The sequence below is a fragment of the Streptomyces sp. NPDC052721 genome, assembly GCF_040678315.1.
Taxonomy (GTDB): Bacteria; Actinomycetota; Actinomycetes; order Streptomycetales; family Streptomycetaceae; genus Streptomyces.
Genome location: NZ_JBFATL010000019.1, coordinates 80,594 through 98,365, shown reverse-complemented (window position 1 = coordinate 98,365; position 17,772 = coordinate 80,594). Strand labels below are relative to the sequence as shown.

The 17,772-nt window shown below is 71.0% G+C and carries 20 protein-coding genes; 9 read left to right on the top strand and 11 right to left on the bottom strand.

All coding sequences use genetic code 11. The annotated features are described in order from the left end of the window. Nucleotides 1–22: 22 nt before the first annotated feature. The 3 genes from AB0L21_RS19875 (at nucleotide 23) to AB0L21_RS19865 (ending at nucleotide 2,998) form a co-directional block, all read left to right on the top strand. Nucleotides 23–724 (top strand): DUF4191 domain-containing protein, encoded by a 702-nt coding sequence (locus AB0L21_RS19875; protein WP_103817970.1) that lies wholly within the window; start codon nucleotides 23–25, stop codon nucleotides 722–724. Between the two features lie 77 nt (nucleotides 725–801). Next, nucleotides 802–1,890, top strand: a complete 1,089-nt coding sequence (locus AB0L21_RS19870; protein WP_365698573.1) for a right-handed parallel beta-helix repeat-containing protein — start codon at nucleotides 802–804, stop codon at nucleotides 1,888–1,890. A 43-nt stretch (nucleotides 1,891–1,933) separates the two neighbouring features. Then, nucleotides 1,934–2,998, top strand: coding sequence for a methyltransferase (locus AB0L21_RS19865; protein WP_365785380.1), 1,065 nt, complete (start codon nucleotides 1,934–1,936; stop codon nucleotides 2,996–2,998). A gap of 62 nt (nucleotides 2,999–3,060) precedes the next feature. Here AB0L21_RS19865 and AB0L21_RS19860 read toward each other — a convergent pair whose 3' ends face one another. The 7 genes from AB0L21_RS19860 to AB0L21_RS19830 are packed head-to-tail and all read right to left on the bottom strand — an operon-like array spanning nucleotide 3,061 to nucleotide 8,232. Then, a complete protein-coding gene (locus AB0L21_RS19860; protein WP_365698571.1) occupies nucleotides 3,061–3,390 on the bottom strand; it encodes a TcmI family type II polyketide cyclase in 330 nt (109 codons plus the stop codon). A 21-nt stretch (nucleotides 3,391–3,411) separates the two neighbouring features. After that, the gene (locus AB0L21_RS19855; protein ID WP_365698570.1) at nucleotides 3,412–3,891 is read right to left on the bottom strand and encodes an SRPBCC family protein; all 480 of its coding nucleotides are present in this window, start codon (nucleotides 3,889–3,891) and stop codon (nucleotides 3,412–3,414) included. 1 nt (nucleotide 3,892) lies between these two features. Further along, nucleotides 3,893–4,147 (bottom strand): acyl carrier protein, encoded by a 255-nt coding sequence (locus AB0L21_RS19850; RefSeq protein WP_030656657.1) that lies wholly within the window; start codon nucleotides 4,145–4,147, stop codon nucleotides 3,893–3,895. Between the two features lie 22 nt (nucleotides 4,148–4,169). Beyond that, nucleotides 4,170–5,414 carry a beta-ketoacyl synthase N-terminal-like domain-containing protein gene (locus tag AB0L21_RS19845; protein WP_365698569.1) on the bottom strand — a complete coding sequence of 415 codons (1,245 nt, stop codon included), beginning with the start codon at nucleotides 5,412–5,414 and terminating at the stop codon, nucleotides 4,170–4,172. Between the two features lie 7 nt (nucleotides 5,415–5,421). Then, complete coding sequence (locus AB0L21_RS19840) at nucleotides 5,422–6,681, bottom strand: beta-ketoacyl-[acyl-carrier-protein] synthase family protein (protein ID WP_365698568.1); 1,260 nt, start codon at nucleotides 6,679–6,681, stop codon at nucleotides 5,422–5,424. Continuing rightward, nucleotides 6,678–7,115: a cupin domain-containing protein gene (locus AB0L21_RS19835; protein ID WP_365698567.1), complete on the bottom strand. Its 438-nt coding sequence runs from the start codon at nucleotides 7,113–7,115 to the stop codon at nucleotides 6,678–6,680. Before AB0L21_RS19835 ends, AB0L21_RS19840 begins: the two co-directional genes overlap by 4 nt. A 34-nt stretch (nucleotides 7,116–7,149) precedes the next feature. Then, nucleotides 7,150–8,232: a SchA/CurD-like domain-containing protein gene (locus tag AB0L21_RS19830; protein ID WP_365785378.1), complete on the bottom strand. Its 1,083-nt coding sequence runs from the start codon at nucleotides 8,230–8,232 to the stop codon at nucleotides 7,150–7,152. A gap of 199 nt (nucleotides 8,233–8,431) precedes the next feature. On the opposite strand from AB0L21_RS19830, the gene AB0L21_RS19825 reads away from it, so the two are divergent. Further along, nucleotides 8,432–10,090: an FAD-dependent monooxygenase gene (locus AB0L21_RS19825; protein WP_365698565.1), complete on the top strand. Its 1,659-nt coding sequence runs from the start codon at nucleotides 8,432–8,434 to the stop codon at nucleotides 10,088–10,090. A gap of 379 nt (nucleotides 10,091–10,469) precedes the next feature. Here AB0L21_RS19825 and AB0L21_RS19820 read toward each other — a convergent pair whose 3' ends face one another. Continuing rightward, a complete protein-coding gene (locus AB0L21_RS19820; RefSeq protein ID WP_365785376.1) occupies nucleotides 10,470–10,940 on the bottom strand; it encodes an RDD family protein in 471 nt (156 codons plus the stop codon). A 210-nt stretch (nucleotides 10,941–11,150) separates the two neighbouring features. Between AB0L21_RS19820 and glnA the strand changes: the two genes are divergently transcribed. Then, nucleotides 11,151–12,560: a type I glutamate--ammonia ligase gene (glnA, locus tag AB0L21_RS19815; protein ID WP_361482329.1), complete on the top strand. Its 1,410-nt coding sequence runs from the start codon at nucleotides 11,151–11,153 to the stop codon at nucleotides 12,558–12,560. A 268-nt stretch (nucleotides 12,561–12,828) separates the two neighbouring features. Here the strand turns inward: glnA and AB0L21_RS19810 are convergent, their stop codons facing one another. Beyond that, the gene (locus tag AB0L21_RS19810) at nucleotides 12,829–13,452 is read right to left on the bottom strand and encodes a hypothetical protein (protein ID WP_365785374.1); all 624 of its coding nucleotides are present in this window, start codon (nucleotides 13,450–13,452) and stop codon (nucleotides 12,829–12,831) included. Nucleotides 13,453–13,599: 147 nt separating this feature from the next. Continuing rightward, nucleotides 13,600–14,190, bottom strand: coding sequence for a cysteine hydrolase family protein (locus AB0L21_RS19805; RefSeq protein ID WP_365785372.1), 591 nt, complete (start codon nucleotides 14,188–14,190; stop codon nucleotides 13,600–13,602). Nucleotides 14,191–14,301: 111 nt separating this feature from the next. Between AB0L21_RS19805 and AB0L21_RS19800 the strand changes: the two genes are divergently transcribed. The 4 genes from AB0L21_RS19800 (at nucleotide 14,302) to AB0L21_RS19785 (ending at nucleotide 17,252) form a co-directional block, all read left to right on the top strand. Then, the gene (locus AB0L21_RS19800) at nucleotides 14,302–15,291 is read left to right on the top strand and encodes a DJ-1/PfpI family protein (RefSeq protein ID WP_365785371.1); all 990 of its coding nucleotides are present in this window, start codon (nucleotides 14,302–14,304) and stop codon (nucleotides 15,289–15,291) included. A gap of 99 nt (nucleotides 15,292–15,390) precedes the next feature. After that, entirely contained in the window at nucleotides 15,391–15,645 is a 255-nt protein-coding gene (locus tag AB0L21_RS19795; protein WP_365698560.1) for a hypothetical protein, read from the top strand. Nucleotides 15,646–15,743: 98 nt separating this feature from the next. Next, on the top strand, nucleotides 15,744–16,664 hold the full coding sequence (gene htpX / locus AB0L21_RS19790; RefSeq protein WP_365698559.1) for a zinc metalloprotease HtpX: 921 nt from the start codon (nucleotides 15,744–15,746) through the stop codon (nucleotides 16,662–16,664). A 3-nt stretch (nucleotides 16,665–16,667) separates the two neighbouring features. After that, nucleotides 16,668–17,252 (top strand): hypothetical protein, encoded by a 585-nt coding sequence (locus AB0L21_RS19785; protein WP_365698558.1) that lies wholly within the window; start codon nucleotides 16,668–16,670, stop codon nucleotides 17,250–17,252. 19 nt (nucleotides 17,253–17,271) lie between these two features. Here the strand turns inward: AB0L21_RS19785 and AB0L21_RS19780 are convergent, their stop codons facing one another. Then, nucleotides 17,272–17,547, bottom strand: a complete 276-nt coding sequence (locus AB0L21_RS19780) for a hypothetical protein (protein WP_365785369.1) — start codon at nucleotides 17,545–17,547, stop codon at nucleotides 17,272–17,274. Nucleotides 17,548–17,772: the final 225 nt, after the last annotated feature.

The following is a 17,772-nucleotide window of genomic DNA, read 5'->3' as shown; positions in this document are numbered from 1 at the left end:
GGGGGCACGTAGACTTCGTGGCATGGCGAGGAAGGAAACCGCGGCGGACGCCGCGAACGCAGGGCGACTGAAGCAGATCGCCCTCACGTACAAGATGACCCGCAAGGCCGACAAGAAGATCGGTCTTGTACTCGCGGCCGTCGGCATCGGCACCCTCGGTGTCTTCCTCGCGATCGGCTTCCTGATCGGGCACCCGGTCTACCTGGGCATCTTCGGCCTGCTGATCGCCCTGCTGGCGACCGCGATCGTGTTCGGCCGCCGGGCCGAGCGGGCCGCGTTCGGCCAGATGGAGGGTCAGCCGGGCGCCGCCGCGGCCGTGCTGGACAACATCGGCCGGGGCTGGACGACGACGCCGGCGGTGGCGATGAACCGCAGCCAGGACGTGGTGCACCGGGCCGTCGGCAAGGCCGGCATCGTGCTGGTCGCCGAGGGCAACCCGAACCGGGTGAAGAGCCTGCTGGCCGCCGAGAAGAAGAAGATGAACCGCATCGTCGCCGACGTACCGGTGCACGATCTGATCGTCGGCAACGGCGAGGGCCAGGTCGAGCTGAAGAAGCTCCGCACGACGATGCTGAAGCTGCCGCGCGTGCTGACCGGCCCCCAGGTGACGGCCACGAACGACCGGCTGCGGGCGCTGGGCGACCTGATGAGCAACATGCCGCTGCCGAAGGGGCCCATGCCGAAGGGCATGAAGCTCCCCAAGGGCGGGCCTCGGGGGCGCTGACCCGCCACCCGCGTTGACACGCCGCCGAACGGAGTATCCGGCCGGTAATCGGCTCGTATACTCCTAGCCTTCGGAATGTGACAAAACGACACATTGCGTACCTCGCGTGCGCCACGACCCTCGTCGGCACGTTCATCGGCGCCACTCCGGCGTCCGCTGCCCACAGGACCCTCGTGGTGCATCCGGGTCAGTCGATCCAGAAGGCGGTCAACGCCGCCAAGGCCGGCGACACCGTGTACGTGCTCGCCGGCACCTACCGTGAGAGCGTCACGGTGAGGACGCCGGGCCTGACCCTGCGCGGCGTGGACCACCGCACCGTGATCCGGCCCCCCGCGAAGAAGACCAGGTCCGCTTCGCACGGCGGCAAGGCCTCCGTCACCTGCCTCGCCGCCGGCAACGGCATCTGCGTGGTCGGGGGCAAGAACAAGGCCCTCAAGAACGTCACCGTCGCCGATCTGAAGGTGACCGGCTTCGCCAAGACCGGCGTGTTCTCCATGGGGACCGACCGGCTGACCGTGGAGCACGTGACCTCCGACGACAACGGCCAGTGGGGCATCGCCCAGGAGCACTCCACGCGCGGGGTGTTCCGCGAGAACACCGCCCGGGGCAACGGGGACGCGGGCCTGTTCCTCGCCAACAGTGTCAAGGCCGAGCAGGGCGCCAAGGACAGCAAGGGCGCGGTGATCCAGGGCAACCATCTGGAGGACAACCGGATCGGCATCACCGTCCGCCGGCTGCGCAACCTCACCGTCACCGGCAACTACGCCGTCGGCAACTGCGCGGGTGTCTTCGTCGTCGGCGACGAGAACAAGCCGAGGGCCGGTGCGCTCACCATCAGCGAGAACCGCGTCGAGCGCAACAACAAGTACTGCCCGAAGACCGCCCGGCTGCCCTACCTGAAGGGCTCCGGCATCGTGCTGACCGGCACCGAGAAGGCCCTGGTGACGCGGAACAGGGTCACCGGTCACAAGGGCAAGTCCCCGCTGTCGGGCGGCATCGTCCTGTTCAAGAGCTTCGTGGGCGCCGCCAGCGAGAAGAACCGGATCACCGACAACCGCCTGGGGAACAACTCCCCGGCGGACCTCGTCAACCAGGAGTCCGCCAAGCGGAACAACGCCTTCAACGGCAACTCCTGCCGGGTCTCCAAGCCCGCGGGCCTGTGCTGACCGGACGGAAGTACCCGATCCACGCAAGGAAGGAAGGCGGCACATGACCGCACCATCCCGCGCGCCCTCGGCTCCCCCCGAGCCGGGAGCACCCCCCTCCCCTCCCCCGTCGATGCGGCTGCGCGAGCTCGTGTTCGGGGCGGCCTGCGCCGCCGCGGTCCGCGCCGCCGCCCGGCTCGGCGTCGCCGACGCGCTCGGGGACGCCCCCATGACCGTGGAGAGCCTGGCCACCGCGGTGCGCGCCGAGCCGAAGCCGCTGCGCCGGCTGCTGCGCGCCCTGTCCTGCTACGGCGTCTTCGCCGAGCGGCCGGACGGGACGTTCGCCCACACCGAGATGTCCCGGCTGCTGCGGGAGGACGACCCGAACAGCCTGCGGGCCATCGCCATGTGGTGCACCGAGCCGTGGACCTGGGACGCCTGGCCGCTGCTGGACCAGGCCGTGCGCACCGGCAGGAACGTCGTGGAGGACCTCTACGGCAAGGAGTTCTTCAGCTACCTCAACGAGGACGCCCCCGAGTCCGCGGACGTCTTCAACCGCGCGATGACCCGCTCCAGCGAGCAGTCGGCGCGTGAGGTGGCGGCCCTGCTGGACCTGTCCGGCAGCAGCTCGGTCGCGGACATCGGCGGCGGCCAGGGGCATGTGGTGGCGTGCCTGCTGGACAAGTACCCGGCGATGCGCGGCAGCCTCCTCGACCTGCCCCGGGTGGTGGAGAACGCCCTGCCGCGGCTGCGCGAGGGCGGCGACCTCGCCGACCGCGCGCGGATCGTGCCCGGGGACGTCCGGGAGGCGGTCCCGGTCGAGGCCGACGTCTACATCATCAAGAACATCCTGGAGTGGGACGACGAGTCCACGGCCCGGCTGCTGGGCAACGTGGTCCAGGCGGGCGGTCCCGGCACCCGGGTGGTGGTGATCGAGAACCTCGTCGACGACACCCCGTCGATGCGGTTCAGCACGGCCATGGACCTGCTGCTGCTCCTGAACGTCGGCGGGGCCAAGCACACCACCGACAGCATGGTCGGCCGACTGGAGGCGGCGGGCCTGGCGGTCCGCGACATCCGGCCGGTCAACCCCTATCTCCACGCGTTCGACTGCATCGTCCCCGCATGACCGGCTCCCCGCGCCCCGAAGGGGCGCGGGGAACTGCCCTCGCTGCTGTTCCAGCGGAGCGCTCAGCCGGCGTCGCGCTCCCACAGGTAGAAGCGCTCTGCCATGGCGTCCTTCGGGGACCGCCAGGTCTGAGGGTCGTACGCGCTGACGTACGCCGACAGCCGCTCGCTGACCTCCTTGAACTCGGGGTGCGAGGTGACCTTGGCGATGGCCGGTCCCGGCTCCCGCTCGGACTCGATCAGGTGCATGTACACGTCGCCGAACTGGAAGAGGCTGCGCCGGACGACTCCGACGAGGTGCGGCAGCTCTCCCCGGTCGGACTCCGCGAACACCTTGGCGATGTCGGGGGCGGAGCCCGGGGCCATGCGGGCGACGATCAGGGCCTGGTGCACGGGTGTCTCCTGTCGTCCGGCTCAGTCGGCCAGGGCCGGCGCGGGCCGCTCACCGGCCGCCGCCTTCTCGATCTTCTGCCGGATCAGGTCCAGCTGGATCTTGGAGTTCTTGTTGATGTTGTCGGTCATCCAGTCGTCGTCGACCGGCGCGTCCGGCTTCATCTCGAAGTCCTGGGTCCAGACCATCCGGGTGCCGTCGGGGACCTCCTCGTACCGCCAGTGGATGTTCATGTAGGCGAAGGGCCCGGTCTCCACCCGGCGGGCCTTGACGGTGCGGGTGGCGCGGTCCGGCTCACGCTCGGAGACCCAGCTCCAGACGGTGCCGTTCTCGTCCGGGTGCATGGTGAGCCGGAACGTCGTCCTGTCGCCCTCCTTCTTGAGGACCTCCACCGACGCGTACTCGCTGAACAGCTGGGGCCAGCGCTCCAGGTCGTTGGTCATGTCCCAGACCAGGTCCAGCGGGGCGGCGATGGTGATCTCGTTCTGGGTGTGTCCTGCCATATCAGGCTCCTGCCATCAGGGTGCTGTTGACGAGGTTGAGGAACTGCTGCGGTGTCTTGCAGCGCTCGGCGTCGACCGGCATCGGGGTGCCGTGCGTGTTCTCCAGCTCGCCGACGATGCCGAGCAGGCCGAGCGAGTCGACGCCGAGGACGTCGAAGCCGGTGTCCGGCTTCTCCGCGAGCTGCTGCGGGCTGACGGTCACGCCGGCGGCCTTCTTCATCAGCGCGGCGAGTTCTTCCACGGTGATCTGGGGCATGTGCTCTCCTCCTTCTCTGTACTCACTGCGCGGTGCCGCGTCGCAGCACCAGCGCCGAGTTCGACCCCATGAGTCCGCGGCTGAGGACAAGCGCCGTCCGCAGTTCGGCGGCGCGGGCGCGGCCGGTCACGAGGTCGAGTTCGTGGCAGACGTCGAAGACGTTCGGCGTCGGCGGGATCAGGCCGTGCTCCATCGCGAGCACGGCCGCCGCGGTGTCCAGCACGGGGGCCGCGCAGTACCCCCGGCCGATCCCGGTCTTCGGTGCGGTGACCGGTACCCGGGTGCCGTGCGCGCCGAGGGCGTCGGCGATCGCCAGCGCCTCGGCCCGGTCGGCCTCCGGTACCCCGAGGGCGTCGGCGAAGACGACGTCGACCTCCTCGGGGGCGCAGTCGGCCTCCGCCAGGGCGTGCCGGACGGCCTGGGCGAGCCCCTCCCGGGACCGGTCCCAGCGGGAGGCGCCGGTGAAGGTGGCCCCGTGGCCGGCCACCACGGCCTTGACGTCGGCGCCGCGGGCCCGGGCTGCGCCGGCCGCCTCGATCACGAGCATCCCGCCGCCCTCGGCGGGCACGAACCCGCAGGCCCCGTCCGTGAACGGGCGGTAGGCCCGGGACGGGTCCGTCTCCCGGCTCAGTTCCTCGTAGCCGAGCTGGCAGACCATCGAGTACGGCGCGAGCGGCGCCTCGGTGGAGCCGGCCACGATCACGTCGGTGCCTCGCCGCACGGCCCGTGCCGCGTGGGCGAGGGCGTCCAGGCCGCCGGCCTCGTCGGAGGCGACGACCGAGCAGGGTCCCTTGAAGCCACGGCGGATGGACACCTGGCCGGTGCTCGCGGCGTAGAACCAGGCGATGGACTGGTACGGCCCGACGAACCGGCTTCCCTTGCCCCACAGTTGCTGCAGTTCACGCTGGCCGAACTCACCGCCGCCGGATCCGGCCGCGGTGACGACGCCGATGGAGTACGGCGCGTCGGGGATGTCGGCCAGCGCGAGCCGGGCGTCGTCCAGTGCGAAGTCGGCCGCGGCCATGGCGTAGTGCGTGAACCGGTCGGTCTGGACGAGGAAGCGCTCCTCGATCGTGGCGGCCGGTTCGAAGGCGCGGACCTCACCGGCCACCTTGAGGGGAAGGTGCTCGCAGCCCTCGCGGGTGACGCGGTCGAGGACGCTGAGGCCCTCCTGGGTGGCCTTCCAGAAGGTGCCGGTGGTGGTGCCGTTGGGCGCGACCACCCCGATGCCGGTGATGGCCGCGTGCCGGTCCTGCGGTTCGCTCATCGTGTCCTCACTCCCTCGGCCGGGTCAGGATCACCGCGGACTGGAAGCCGCCGAACCCGCTGCCCACGGACAGCACGCTGGTCAGCTTCCGTTCGCGGGCGACGCGCGGGACGTAGTCCAGGTCGCACTCGGGGTCGGGGATCTCGTAGTTCGCGGTCGGCGGGACGACCTGTTTGGCGAGGGCCAGCACGCAGGCGACGAGTTCGATGGCGCCGATCGCCCCGAGGGAGTGCCCCACCATGGATTTGATGGAGCTCATCGGGGTGTCGTAGGCGTGGTGGCCGAGCGCCCGCTTCACGGCCGCCGTCTCGTGGCGGTCGTTCTGCCGGGTGCCGGAGCCGTGCGCGTTGACGTAGTCGATCGCCGTGGGGTCGAGACGCGCCTGGTCGAGGGCGGTGTCTATGGCCCGCGCCATCTCCAGGCCCTCCTTGGTCAGGCCGGTCATGTGGTAGGCGTTGCCGAAGGTGGCGTAGCCGCCGAACTCGCAGTACACGTGGGCACCGCGGGCCCGGGCGTGCTCCAGTTCCTCCAGGACGAGCACCGCGCCGCCCTCGCCCATGACGAAGCCGTCACGGTTGTTGTCGAAGGGGCGGGAGGCGTGGGCGGGGTCGTCGTTGTTCGGTGAGGTGGCCTTGATCGCGTCGAAGCAGGCCATGGTGATCGGGGAGATCGGAGAGTCCGAGGCTCCCGCGATGCATATGTCGGCGCGGCCTTCCTGGACGGTGTGGAAGGCGTACCCGACCGCGTCGAGTCCCGAGGTGCAGCCGGTGGACACGGTCTGCACGGGGCCCTGCGCGCCGAAACGTTCCGCCACCGCGGAGGCCACGGTGCTCGGCGAGAACGCCCGGTGCAGCTGCGGCTCCGCCTCGGCGGGGTCCACGTCCCAGCGCTGCCCGCGATGGCTGACCAGGACGTAGTCGTGCTCCAGCCGGGTGGTGCCGCCGACGGCGGTGCCCACGGAGACACCGACCCGCCAGGGGTTCTCCCGCCCGAGGTCGAGACCGGAGTCCCGGACCGCCTCCTCGCCGGCGACCAGCGCGAACTGTATGTACCGGTCCGCCCGTTCGACCTGCTCGGCGTCCAGGCCGTACGCGGCGGGGTCGAAGTCGCACTCGGCGGCGATCCGGGACCTGAGCCCGGTCGGGTCGAAGAACGTGATGCCCCGCGTCGCGGTACGGCCCTCGGCGAGCAGATCCCAGAACGCCGGTGCGCCGATCCCGCCCGGGGCGACGACGCCTATGCCGGTGACCGCCACGCGCCGGTTCATGAGCGGACCTGTGCCCGGTCGGCCGGATCGGCGGCGACGGCGACGGCCTCCGTCTCCTCGGTGTCGACGTGGCCGAGAGCCGGCCGGGGGGCCAGCGGGCCCAGGTGGAAGACGATCCGCGCCTCCACGTTGCCGACGTTGCGGAAGCGGTGCCGCATGTTCATGGGGATCATCAGCCCCTGCTCGGGCCGCAGCGGGTGCGGCTCGCCGTCCAGGTCCACCTCCAGCTGTCCGCACAGGACGTAGACGAACTCCTCGGAGTAGGGGTGGTAGTGCTCACCGATGCGGTCGCCGGGCTGCACGATGGCCACGCCCATGAAGCCACTGGTGGAGCCCACCGTCGCCGGGGTGAGCATGGCGCGCAGATCGCCGCCGCGCCGCGTGTTGGGCTCGATCTCGCTGAGGTCCACGATCTTCGGAAGGGGTTTGATCACGACATTCCTCCGTTGGTGTGCTGGCCTGCCGGGCTCAGGCGTCCGGCGAGCGGCGGTCGGTGACGAGGTCCATGCCGACGGGCTCGCCGTCCAGCAGGGTGCTCAGCGCGGCCTGACGGCCGGGCTCCGGCAGCAGGGCGCGGGCGCCCACGCCGGGACGTACGTCGATCAGCCGGACGACGACGTCGTCGCGCTGGAAGATCGTGCTGCGCAGCACCGGGCTGTCCGGGTCCGCCGCCGCCGCCTCGTCCTGCTGGGCGAGCAGCTCCGCCAGCCGCATCCCGCAGTCCGGCCGGGCCGGGTAGTACAGCGCCTGCCGGTCGCCCTCGGCGAGTTCGTCCGCGGTGACGTGGTGCACGGCCGGCAGCGCCGCCCGGGTGAAGAACACCCGAGCCGACTCCTGGTCATTGAGGTCCCTCTCCTGCTCCAGGTAGGGGTTGATGGCCTCCTCGACGGCCCGTACCTCGGGCTGCCGGGCGACGTGCCGCAGCGCCGCGAGCAGGTCGCCGCGCACCTCGATGGCCCGCACGACCCGGTTGCCGTGCATGAACAGGGAGGTGCGGCACAGCCGGGTGGTCTCGTCGACCCGCGCCCGGGGCGAGGCGTAGTCCGCGAGGATCTTCGCGACCTTCTCCTCGCTGCCCGGCTTGACCGTGAAGGTCAGCGCGTGCCGGATCACGCCGTCCCCGATCCGGGGGGAGGCCTGGAGCCGGCGCCGCGACGCGGCCTCGGCCGGCTCGCTGCCGGTCTCACGGACGATGTGGAACCGCAGCGACCGGGTGTCCCGGACGCAGCTGTGCAGCGGTTCCACCATCCGCACGTGCTCCTCGCTGTTCACCCAGGTGAGGAACGGCGGGGCGCTCTCCCACTCGCTGGTGATGAGCCATTGGGAGGGGTTCTCGATCGACTGGCACAGCTGGTCGCTGACGTGGCCGGGCACCTGCGCCACCTGGTTGCACAGCTGCTCGTAGGCCTCCAGGAACTGCTGCTGGGCACCGTCGTGGACGTCCACGAGGAGGACGACCCGGAGACGGGAGCCGTCGAACACGGACTGGGAGACCCTCTTCGACACCTGGCGCGTCGACTGGTCCGACATCTTTTCCGACAAGGTGGTCATGCTGCGCATCTCCTTCACGGGGGCAGAGGCGAACGCCGGCCGCCGATGACGCGACGTCAGCGCTTCTTGATCCTGTGCCGCTCCCCGCACAACGCGCGACTCGCGTGAACCACGTGGGTGATTGAGCACGCGAAAGCCGTCCCAGAGGGCACAGAAACAGCAACGCGCCTCACACCCCGACCCTGCCTCTGGAGCCTTGATGCAGCAGAAAGCCGATCACCAGGTGCCCGTCCTCGTCGTGGGCGGTTCGCTGGTGGGCCTGTCCCTCTCCCTGTTCCTGGGCCGTCTCGGCGTACCCCACATGCTCGTCGAGCGGCACTCCGGGACCTCGATCCACCCGCGTGGCCGCGGCAACAACCTGCGGACGATGGAGCTGTACCGGGTGGCCGGCATCGAGCCGGACATCAAGGCGGCGGCCTCGCTCCTCGCGGCCAACCACGGCATCCTGCAGACCCCGACCCTGGTCGGCGACGCCGGCGAATGGCTGTTCAAGCACATCGACCCGGGCGGCGGGCTGGCGAAGTTCAGTCCCACGACCTGGTGCCTGTGCAGCCAGAACGACCTGGAGCCGGTGCTGCTGAAGGGAGCCCGCGCGCTCGGCGGGGACCTGCGGTACTTCCACGAGTTGGAGGGCTTCGAGCAGGACCCCGAAGGAGTGACGGCGTTGGTCCGGGACCGGGACAGCGACGAGCTGTACAGGGTCCGCGCGGACTACCTGGTCGCGTGCGACGGCCCGCGCAGCCCCGTCCGGCGGCGGCTCGGCATCGGGCAGAGCGGCCCCGGCGACCTCTTCGCGAACGTGAGCGTCACCTTCCGGTCCAAGCTGCTCGCCGAGACGGTCGGCGACCGGCACTTCATCTGCTGCTACCTCACCAACCCGGAGGCCGACGGCGCCCTGCTGCCGGTCGACAACAAGGAACACTGGGTCTTCCACGCGCCCTGGCACCCGGAGCAGGGCGAGACGCTGGAGGAGTTCACCGAGGAGCGGCTGCAGCGGCACATCCGGCTGGCCGTCGGCGTCCCCGACCTGGACGTCGAGATCACCGGCAAGGCGTCCTGGCGTGCCGCCGAACGCGTCGCCGAACGCTACACGGCGGGCCGGGTGCTGCTGGCCGGCGACTCCGCCCACGAGATGTCCCCGACCGGCGCCTTCGGCTCCAACACCGGCATCCAGGACGCCCACAACCTGGCCTGGAAGCTGTCCGCCGTCCTCGGCGGCTGGGCCGGGCCCGGCCTGCTGGAGACCTACGACACCGAGCGCCGGCCCGTCGCGCTGGCGACCAGCGCCCGCGCCTCCGCCCGCTCGGTGGAGCACAGCCACCCCGGCTTCGCACCCACGCCCGGCGTCGGCGGCGGCCCGCGCAGCGGCATCCTCCCCGTGGTCCTCGCCTACCGCTACCTGGAGGGCGCCGTCATCGGCGCCGACCCCGCCCAGCCGGTCGTACCCGACGGGGTGCGGCTGACCGCGGACCCGGGCAGCCGGGCCCCGCACCTGTGGCTGCGCCGCGCGGGCGACCGGCTGTCCACGATCGACCTCTACGAGCGGTCACTGGTGCTGCTCTGCGACGCCGGGTCGGCCGCGGGCGGGGCCTGGCACGCCGCCGCCCGGCAGATCGCCCGCACGGACGGCGTACGACTGGAGGCGTACCGGATCGGCGCGGGCGCGGACGCCGACCTCACCTACGACGGGGACGGCCCCGGAGGCGGCACCGACTGGGCGGCCCTCCACGGCACGACGGCGGACGGCGCGGTGCTGGTACGCCCGGACGGCTTCGTGGCCTGGCGCACGACGGCCGCCGCGAGCGATCCGGAGGCGGAGCTGCGGCGGGTGCTGGGGGCGGTGCTGCGGAGGGGGTGACTGCCGGGCACGGCGCCGGACGCTCCCGCCGGCGCCCGGCGCTGTGGCCGGGCGCGGGGCCGTGTCCCGATGCCGCCCCGGCACGGGGGCGCGACCAGCCACGACCGAGCTGCACCCGGCACACGGCGGGTGCAGCGGAGGGGGTGACTGCCAGGCACGGCGCCGGACGCTCCCGCCGGCGGCCGGCGCTGTGGCCGGGCGCGGGGCCGTGTCCCGATGCCGCCCCGGCACGGGGGCGCGACCAGCCACGGCCGAGCTGCACCCGGCACACGGCCCAGAGCCACCGCGGCGCACCGCTCGGGAGGCACTGGCGGCGGTGCTGCGGACGGGGTGAGCGCGGGGCTGGTCCCGGTGGCCGGCGGTCACCGGGGTCGCGCGGTCAGACGCGTACCTCGACCGTCTTCGCGAGCCGGTCGTGCAGGCCGCGGCCGTCGCGGTCCCAGATCAGGGCGGGGATCGCGAGGCACAGCAGGACGGTGCGCAGCAGGGCGCGCCCCGGGTGGACCGTGCCCGTCCGGAGGGCCACGACCCGGATGCCGAAGAGGCGCTTTCCGGGGGTGAAGCCGACCGTGCCGACGGTCAGGACGCTCAGGACGAAGAAGACGGCGAGCGCCCAGTTGCTCGTGGCGGGGGCGCGGTAGCCGTCCGTGATCAGGCCGTATGCGATCAGGACGCACAGCGCCCAGTCCACGGCGAGTGCGCCGAGGCGCCGTCCGGGCCGTGCGATCGAGTTCGGCCCGTGCTCCGGGAGACCGAGCTGTTCGCCCCGGTATCCGAAGTCGGCGCCCGCCTCTTCCATGGCCGCGCGCGGCCCGGAGAGCCACGATCCGATTGCCTGCCTGTTGTCCACGCCTCCACGGTACTGTGCCCGGTTTCGGGCACTACGCACAGGGGTGCGTCGGGGCTACGGTGGACACGTGGCCGGTTAACTTCTGCGAAACAAATGGGTCACGCCCGAGAAATCACCCGTCCCTAGGGTCGAGACCAGCGTGTGCCACCGCACTGGCCGCACGAACGATCTACCACCCCGGCGAGGACGGTCGGGAGTAGGAGGAGCTGGATGTTCCAGAACGCCGACGAGGCCAAGAAGTTCATCGCGGACGAGGACGTCAAGTTCGTCGACGTCCGCTTCTGCGACCTGCCGGGCGTCATGCAGCACTTCACGGTGCCCGTTGAGGCGTTCGACCCGGACGAGGAGCTGGCCTTCGACGGATCGTCGATCCGTGGTTTCCAGGCCATCCACGAGTCCGACATGGCTCTGCGTGCCGACCTGTCCACCGCCCGTGTGGACCCGTTCCGCCGCGACAAGACCCTCAACATCAACTTCTTCATCCACGACCCGATCACGGGCGAGCAGTACTCCCGTGACCCGCGCAACGTGGCGAAGAAGGCGGAGGCGTACCTGGCGTCGACCGGGATCGCGGACACCGCGTACTTCGGTCCCGAGGCCGAGTTCTACGTCTTCGACAGCGTCCGTTTCGCCACCTCGGCGAACGAGTCCTTCTACCACATCGACTCCGAGGCGGGCGCCTGGAACACCGGTGCGGTGGAGAACAACCGCGGTTACAAGGTCCGCTACAAGGGCGGCTACTTCCCGGTGGCCCCGGTCGACCACTTCGCCGACCTGCGCGCCGAGATCTCCCTGGAGCTGGAGCGGTCCGGCCTGAAGGTCGAGCGCCAGCACCACGAGGTGGGCACGGCCGGCCAGGCGGAGATCAACTACAAGTTCAACACCCTGCTCGCCGCCGCCGACGACCTGCAGCTCTTCAAGTACATCGTCAAGAACGTCGCCTGGCGCAACGGCAAGACCGCGACCTTCATGCCGAAGCCGATCTTCGGTGACAACGGCTCGGGCATGCACGTGCACCAGTCGCTGTGGAGCAACGGCGACCCGCTGTTCTACGACGAGGCCGGTTACGCGGGCCTGTCGGACACCGCCCGCTACTACATCGGCGGCATCCTCAAGCACGCCCCGTCGCTGCTGGCCTTCACCAACCCGACGGTGAACTCGTACCACCGTCTGGTGCCGGGCTTCGAGGCGCCGATCAACCTGGTGTACTCGCAGCGCAACCGCTCCGCCGCGATGCGTATCCCGATCACGGGCTCCAACCCGAAGGCCAAGCGCGTCGAGTTCCGCGCGCCCGACTCCTCCGGCAACCCGTACCTGGCCTTCTCGGCCCTGCTCCTCGCGGGCCTGGACGGCATCAAGAACAAGATCGAGCCGGCCGAGCCGATCGACAAGGACCTGTACGAGCTGGCTCCCGAGGAGCACGCGAACGTCGCCCAGGTCCCGACCTCGCTGAACGCCGTCCTCGACGCGCTGGAGGCCGATCACGAGTTCCTCCTCCAGGGCGACGTGTTCACGTCCGACCTGATCGAGACGTGGATCGACTTCAAGCGCACCAACGAGATCGCCCCGCTCCAGCTGCGCCCGCACCCGCACGAGTTCGAGCTGTACTTCGACGTGTGACAGGCGGGGTGATTCGGTGAAAATCCGACCTGTGTCAGTGATCGCCGAATCGCCCCCCTGACTTGCGGAAACAGCCGCGAACAGCCGTGGACGTCGGTCGACGTCCGGCAGCCGCACGCGCAACGCGTGTGCGGCTGCCGGATTCTGATCGTCCATATGGCGTCAGACACATCGAGGCCTCGCCGCTTACTACGGTAAGTGACGGGGCCTTGGTCTTTTGTCCACGTACGGTTTTCGCCGTCGGACGAGGCCGACTTGACAGGCGCCTCTAGTCCGCTGAGACGAGGAAGTACTTGATGGCCACCTCTACGCCGAAGGCTGTACCCGCGCGAAGCGTTCCCTCGCTTACAGAACCCATCTCGCTCAGACGGCTGACCGCAGTCTCACGTGCGGCGTGAGCCAGGTCCGCAGCACTGCGCTCGCACAGGGAACGGGCTATTTCGGGACCGTACTTGACCACTGGTGTGGGCTGCACGGGAGCACTCATCGGATGAGTCAGCAGCAGAAGACTGAAGATTCGCGTTCCACTGCCTCCGACGGCACTGCCCTTACGCAGGTCGCTGCCCACCATCCGCACGTACTTGTCGACCGCCCGTTGCCCGTCGTGCGCGAAGTCGAAGGTGTAGGCGGCTTTCAGTTCCACCACCGCCGAGGGCTTGTGACTGCTCGCATCGAGGACGGCGAGGTCGCTTCGAGCCCGGTCGCCGTTGGGGCTCCACTCGCGGGCCGCTATGCAACCGGGCAGACCGTTGTGCAAGATCCAGGCCATACGGTCCCGGACTGGGTGCTCAGGCTTCGACGTGAGGGCGAGGTAGGCCAACTCGTTCGTGGCGAAGGACTCGCCTGCCTTCTGGATCGCCCAGGTCAGCGACTCGGCGGTGATCTCCGGCATGCGGTCATTCTGCCCGCGTGCCACGCGGTCCGGACGACGTTCGCGGCAGTAGTAGCGGCAGCAGTATCTGCATCGGAAGACGCCCCGAAGCGCTGACCGAGGCCCCGCCGCTCCCCCGGGAACGGCGGGGCCTCGGTGTTCGCGGGCTCAGGTCAGCGCGGACGCCGACGGTACGACCACGCCGTAGAGGTCGGCGACGGTGGCGAGGGCGCTGTGGTGGAGCTGGTCCGCGGTCACCTCGGCCGGCGGCGTGCGCAGCGGGCGGGTCGCGCAGGCGTCGGCCACCACGGTGGGGTGGTTGCCGCGCAGGAACGCGCCCTGGGCGGTGAACAGGACGCACATGTGGGTCATGAAGCCGGCGATCAGGACGTCCTTGTGGCCGGCGGCGTCCACGTGCTCGGCGAGGTCGGTGCCGTGGAACGCGTCGGGGGCGGTCTTGACGACGACTGCTTCGCCGTCGGCGGGGGCGACCCGGGGGTGGATGTGACCGATCTCGGCACGGATGTCGTACGGGGTGCCCGGGCCGCCGTCGTGGACGACGTGGATCACCCGGGTGCCCGCGGCCCGCGCCTTCGCCAGCAGTCCGGCCCCGGCGTCGAGGGCGGCGTCCCAGCCCGCCAGCTCCATGACGCCCCGCGTGTAGGTGTTCTGGTAGTCGACCAGGATCAGCGTGGAGCCGGCGAGCGTGGCCGGGGTCTGGTCGAGGCCGTTCAGTTCGCGCAACGTCGTGGTGGGCATGACCGCCCTCTCCTCGGTGGTGTGGTGGGTACGGCGATCACGCTAGGAGCCGGCCCCGCATGGCAGCAATGTCAGGTAACTTGCGGATCCGGACATCCGGAGGGGGAGGGTGTGAGCGTGGGCCGGCGGTTCATCGTGATCATGTTGTTCGACGGCGTCGACCTGCTGGACGTCACCGGCCCGCCGGAGGTGTTCGCCCTGCTCCGGCGGGAGACCGGGGAGGAGACCGGCTACGAGGTGGTCCTGGCCGCCGAGGCCATGGATCCCGTCACCACCGCCGCCGGGGTGCGGGTGCTGCCCGATCTGACCTTCGCGGAGGCCTCCCGCAGGGCCGTCGACACCCTGCTGGTGCCCGGCTCGGTCGGGGTCGACGAGGAGCGGCGGGTGCGCGCCCTGACCGACCCCGCCGTCGTCGCCTGGGTGCGGACGCTCGCCGGCCGCAGCCGTCGCGTGGCGTCCGTCTGCGTGGGCGCCCATCTGCTCGCCGCCGCCGGTCTGCTGGACGGCAGGCGCGCCACCACCCACTGGTCGACCGCCCAGCAGCTCGCCGAGGAGCATCCCGCCGTCGAGGTCGACGCCGACCCGATCTTCATCCGCGACGGCGGGGTGTGGACCGGCGCGGGCATCACCGCCTGCCTGGACCTGTCCCTCGCGCTGGTCGCCGAGGACTTCGGGGAGGCCGTCGCCCTGCGGGTCGCCCGGCAGCTGGTCATGTACCTGAAACGGCCGGGCGGGCAGAGCCAGTTCAGCGTGCCCGTCGAGCCCGTCTCGGCCACCCCGCGCATGGCCGGGCTGCGCCATGTCGTCGCCGAGCACCTCGCCGGGCCGCTGACCCTCGCCGACCTGGCCCGGCACGCCCACGTCAGCGAACGCCAGCTCGCCCGGATCTTCAAGGCGGAACTCGGCATGACCCCGGCCGCCTACATCGAGGCGGCCCGCGTCGAGGCGGCCCGGAACCGGCTCGAAACCACGGACGACACCCTGGACCGCGTAGCCTCCTCGTGCGGCTTCGGTTCGGTCGACACGCTGATCCGGGCGTTCCGCCGCAAGCTCGACACGACACCCACGGAGTACCGGAGCCGCTTCCGCCGCTCCGGCTGACCGGCTTGCGCGTCCGTGCAACCTTTCCCGCTTCCCAGGCTTCCTATTGTCGGGAGATCATCCCTCCGGACCGTGTCGGACGAGAGAGGTTGAACGGGGATGCCGGAACAGAACGACTGGGAGCGCGAGTTCGATCACACCTGGGCGAACTCCGCCGAGCACAAGGAGCCCTCCGCCCGGGCCCGGATGCTCGCCGCCCGCTGGAAGGAGAACCCGCCGGAACCGGCGCCCTTCCGCGCGGACCCGGATCCGGCGCCGCGCCGGTCCTCCTGGGTCTCGACCGCCGTGGTGCTCGGCTGCGTCGCCGTGGTCATCGTGCTGCTGGGGTACGCGCAGATGCGCTCTCCGTACTGACCCTTTGCCCCGCCCAGGGCGGTTCCGGACCACTTCATGGGAATCGGCAGGTGCACACTGGACAGCGGGACGAGTGCCTGACTGCGGGGTGATGCAAGATGCAGAGCCGGTTCCGGAGCGATCGGCGGCTGACCGTGCGCATGGGTCTCACGCTGTTCCTGCTCGGGCTGCTGTACGTGGGCTTCGTCGCAGCGCTGATCGTGCTGCTGAAGTCCTGGGTGCTGGTGGCCGTCCTGATCGGGGCGCTGTTCGTGGCGCAGTTCTGGTTCTCCGACCGGATCGCGATGTTCGCCATGCGCGGGCGGGTCGTGGAGCGGGAGGAGTATCCCGGGCTGCACGCCGTGGTCGACCGGCTGTGTGCGATCGCGGACCTGCCCAAGCCGGTGGTCGCCGTGTCCCAGATGGACATGCCGAACGCGTTCGCGACCGGGCGCAGCCCCGAGCACGCGGTCGTCTGTGTGACCACCGGGCTGTTGCGCCGGCTGGAACCGGCGGAGCTGGAGGGCGTGCTCGCGCACGAGCTGTCGCACGTGCGGCACAAGGACGTCGCCGTGATCACGATCGCGTCGTTCCTCGGGGTGCTCGCGGGCCTGATCGTGCGGTTCGCCTTCTACTCCCAGGTCTTCGGCTCGGGCCGCCGGGACCAGAACACCGCCGCCGTCTTCGCCGCGGTCCTGGGCGTCTCGGCGGCCGTGTACGCGATCAGCTTCCTGCTGATCCGTTCGCTGTCCCGGTACCGGGAGCTGGCGGCCGACCGCGCCGCGGCACACCTGACCGGCCGGCCCTCGGCGCTGGCGGCGGCGCTCACCAAGGTCTCCGGGGAGATCGCGCGGATCCCCACCAAGGATCTGCGCACGGCGCAGGCGTTCAACGCGTTCTACTTCACCCCGGCGACCGGCCGGGAGCCCGGCATCGAGCGGTTCTTCTCCACGCACCCGACCCTGGAGCAGCGGCTGGAGCAGCTGGGCCGGATCTCGGCGGAGCTGGGCGAGGCCGCCACCCCGGGGAAGGCGGGCTGACCGGTGGGGCTGCTGGACATCCTGCTGGGCCGTACGAAGCCGGTCGCGCCCGATCTCGACCGGCTGTTCGCGCTGCCGTCGGCGGCCGTGACGCTGGAGGCGGCGGCGGGTTTCACCCCGACCGGGGGCGGGGCGGTGTGCTTCGCCACGGTGGAGGGCGCGGCCTTCGAGCAGACGCACCGTGAGGTGCAGGCGCTGCTGGACGCGGACACCGGCCGGACCGGTCCGCCGGTGGAGCTGCGCCGGGACGCCTACGGCTACTCCTGGCTGATGTCCCAGCGCTCCCCCGGCCAGCTGCCCGAGCTGGTCAACGATCTGCACGCGGTGAACAGTTCGCTGGAGGTCAACGGCTTCGGCCCGCAGCTGCTGTGCTCGCTGGCCGGGTTCACGGACGGCACCGGCCGGAAGCTGGCGCTCGTCTACCTCTACAAGCGCGGCACGTTCTATCCGTTCGCCCCGCTGCCCGGCGCCGCCGAGCGGCGGGACACCGCGCTGGAACTCCAGCTGAAGGCCACGCTCGGGAACGACCTGCGGATCGAGCAGGACCTCGGCCGCTGGTTCCCGGTGTGGGGCGCCCCCGGCCTCTGACGGCCGGGGGCGCCCCCGCTCACTTCCTGCTCTTCTCCCGCTCCTGCCGCCGGGCCTCCAAGGGCCGCTCACGGCGGTAGCGGCGCTCCCACTTGGCCTGCCGGTCCCGGCGGTCCCGGTACGCCCGGTAGCTGTCGGGCAGGGCGCCGGTGCCGGCCTGCGGGGTGGTGCGGGGCGAGCCACGGCCGTGCGTCGCGTACAGATACAGCAGGGCGACGGCGGCGAGCCACCAGAGATGGTTCCCGCTTCCGAGGATCACCAGGACGACGGTCCCGGTCGCGAGAATGCCACGCATGACGGACCTCCGTGGGGTGAGTCGAGGGGATTGCTTCCGTTTGCTCAGCGTAGGGAGGCCGTGACGGCCGGTGCACCCCGTTTTCCGGGTGCCGGCGGTCCCGGGCCCGGACACGGTCGTCCCGCCGACGGTCGAACTCCCCGACGCCGGCCATGTGCTGGGTCTCGGGTGCGGCGCCCCGAGGGGCGTGGGGCGGTATCGGCACGCGGCTCCACCGCGTGGGCG

What these genes read in the sequence shown, in the direction of transcription:
- AB0L21_RS19840 (WP_365698568.1), bottom strand. Translation starts at nt 6,681, where the DNA reads ATGAACCGGCGCGTGGCGGTCACCGGCATAGGCGTCGTCGCCCCGGGC.
- htpX (WP_365698559.1), top strand. Translation starts at nt 15,744, where the DNA reads ATGCAGAGCCGGTTCCGGAGCGATCGGCGGCTGACCGTGCGCATGGGT.
- AB0L21_RS19805 (WP_365785372.1), bottom strand. Translation starts at nt 14,190, where the DNA reads ATGCCCACCACGACGTTGCGCGAACTGAACGGCCTCGACCAGACCCCG.
- glnA (WP_361482329.1), top strand. Translation starts at nt 11,151, where the DNA reads ATGTTCCAGAACGCCGACGAGGCCAAGAAGTTCATCGCGGACGAGGAC.
- AB0L21_RS19855 (WP_365698570.1), bottom strand. Translation starts at nt 3,891, where the DNA reads ATGGCAGGACACACCCAGAACGAGATCACCATCGCCGCCCCGCTGGAC.
- AB0L21_RS19875 (WP_103817970.1), top strand. Translation starts at nt 23, where the DNA reads ATGGCGAGGAAGGAAACCGCGGCGGACGCCGCGAACGCAGGGCGACTG.
- AB0L21_RS19780 (WP_365785369.1), bottom strand. Translation starts at nt 17,547, where the DNA reads ATGCGTGGCATTCTCGCGACCGGGACCGTCGTCCTGGTGATCCTCGGA.
- AB0L21_RS19845 (WP_365698569.1), bottom strand. Translation starts at nt 5,414, where the DNA reads ATGAGCGAACCGCAGGACCGGCACGCGGCCATCACCGGCATCGGGGTG.
- AB0L21_RS19830 (WP_365785378.1), bottom strand. Translation starts at nt 8,232, where the DNA reads ATGACCACCTTGTCGGAAAAGATGTCGGACCAGTCGACGCGCCAGGTG.
- AB0L21_RS19825 (WP_365698565.1), top strand. Translation starts at nt 8,432, where the DNA reads ATGCAGCAGAAAGCCGATCACCAGGTGCCCGTCCTCGTCGTGGGCGGT.
- AB0L21_RS19810 (WP_365785374.1), bottom strand. Translation starts at nt 13,452, where the DNA reads ATGCCGGAGATCACCGCCGAGTCGCTGACCTGGGCGATCCAGAAGGCA.
- AB0L21_RS19850 (WP_030656657.1), bottom strand. Translation starts at nt 4,147, where the DNA reads ATGCCCCAGATCACCGTGGAAGAACTCGCCGCGCTGATGAAGAAGGCC.
- AB0L21_RS19795 (WP_365698560.1), top strand. Translation starts at nt 15,391, where the DNA reads ATGCCGGAACAGAACGACTGGGAGCGCGAGTTCGATCACACCTGGGCG.
- AB0L21_RS19865 (WP_365785380.1), top strand. Translation starts at nt 1,934, where the DNA reads ATGACCGCACCATCCCGCGCGCCCTCGGCTCCCCCCGAGCCGGGAGCA.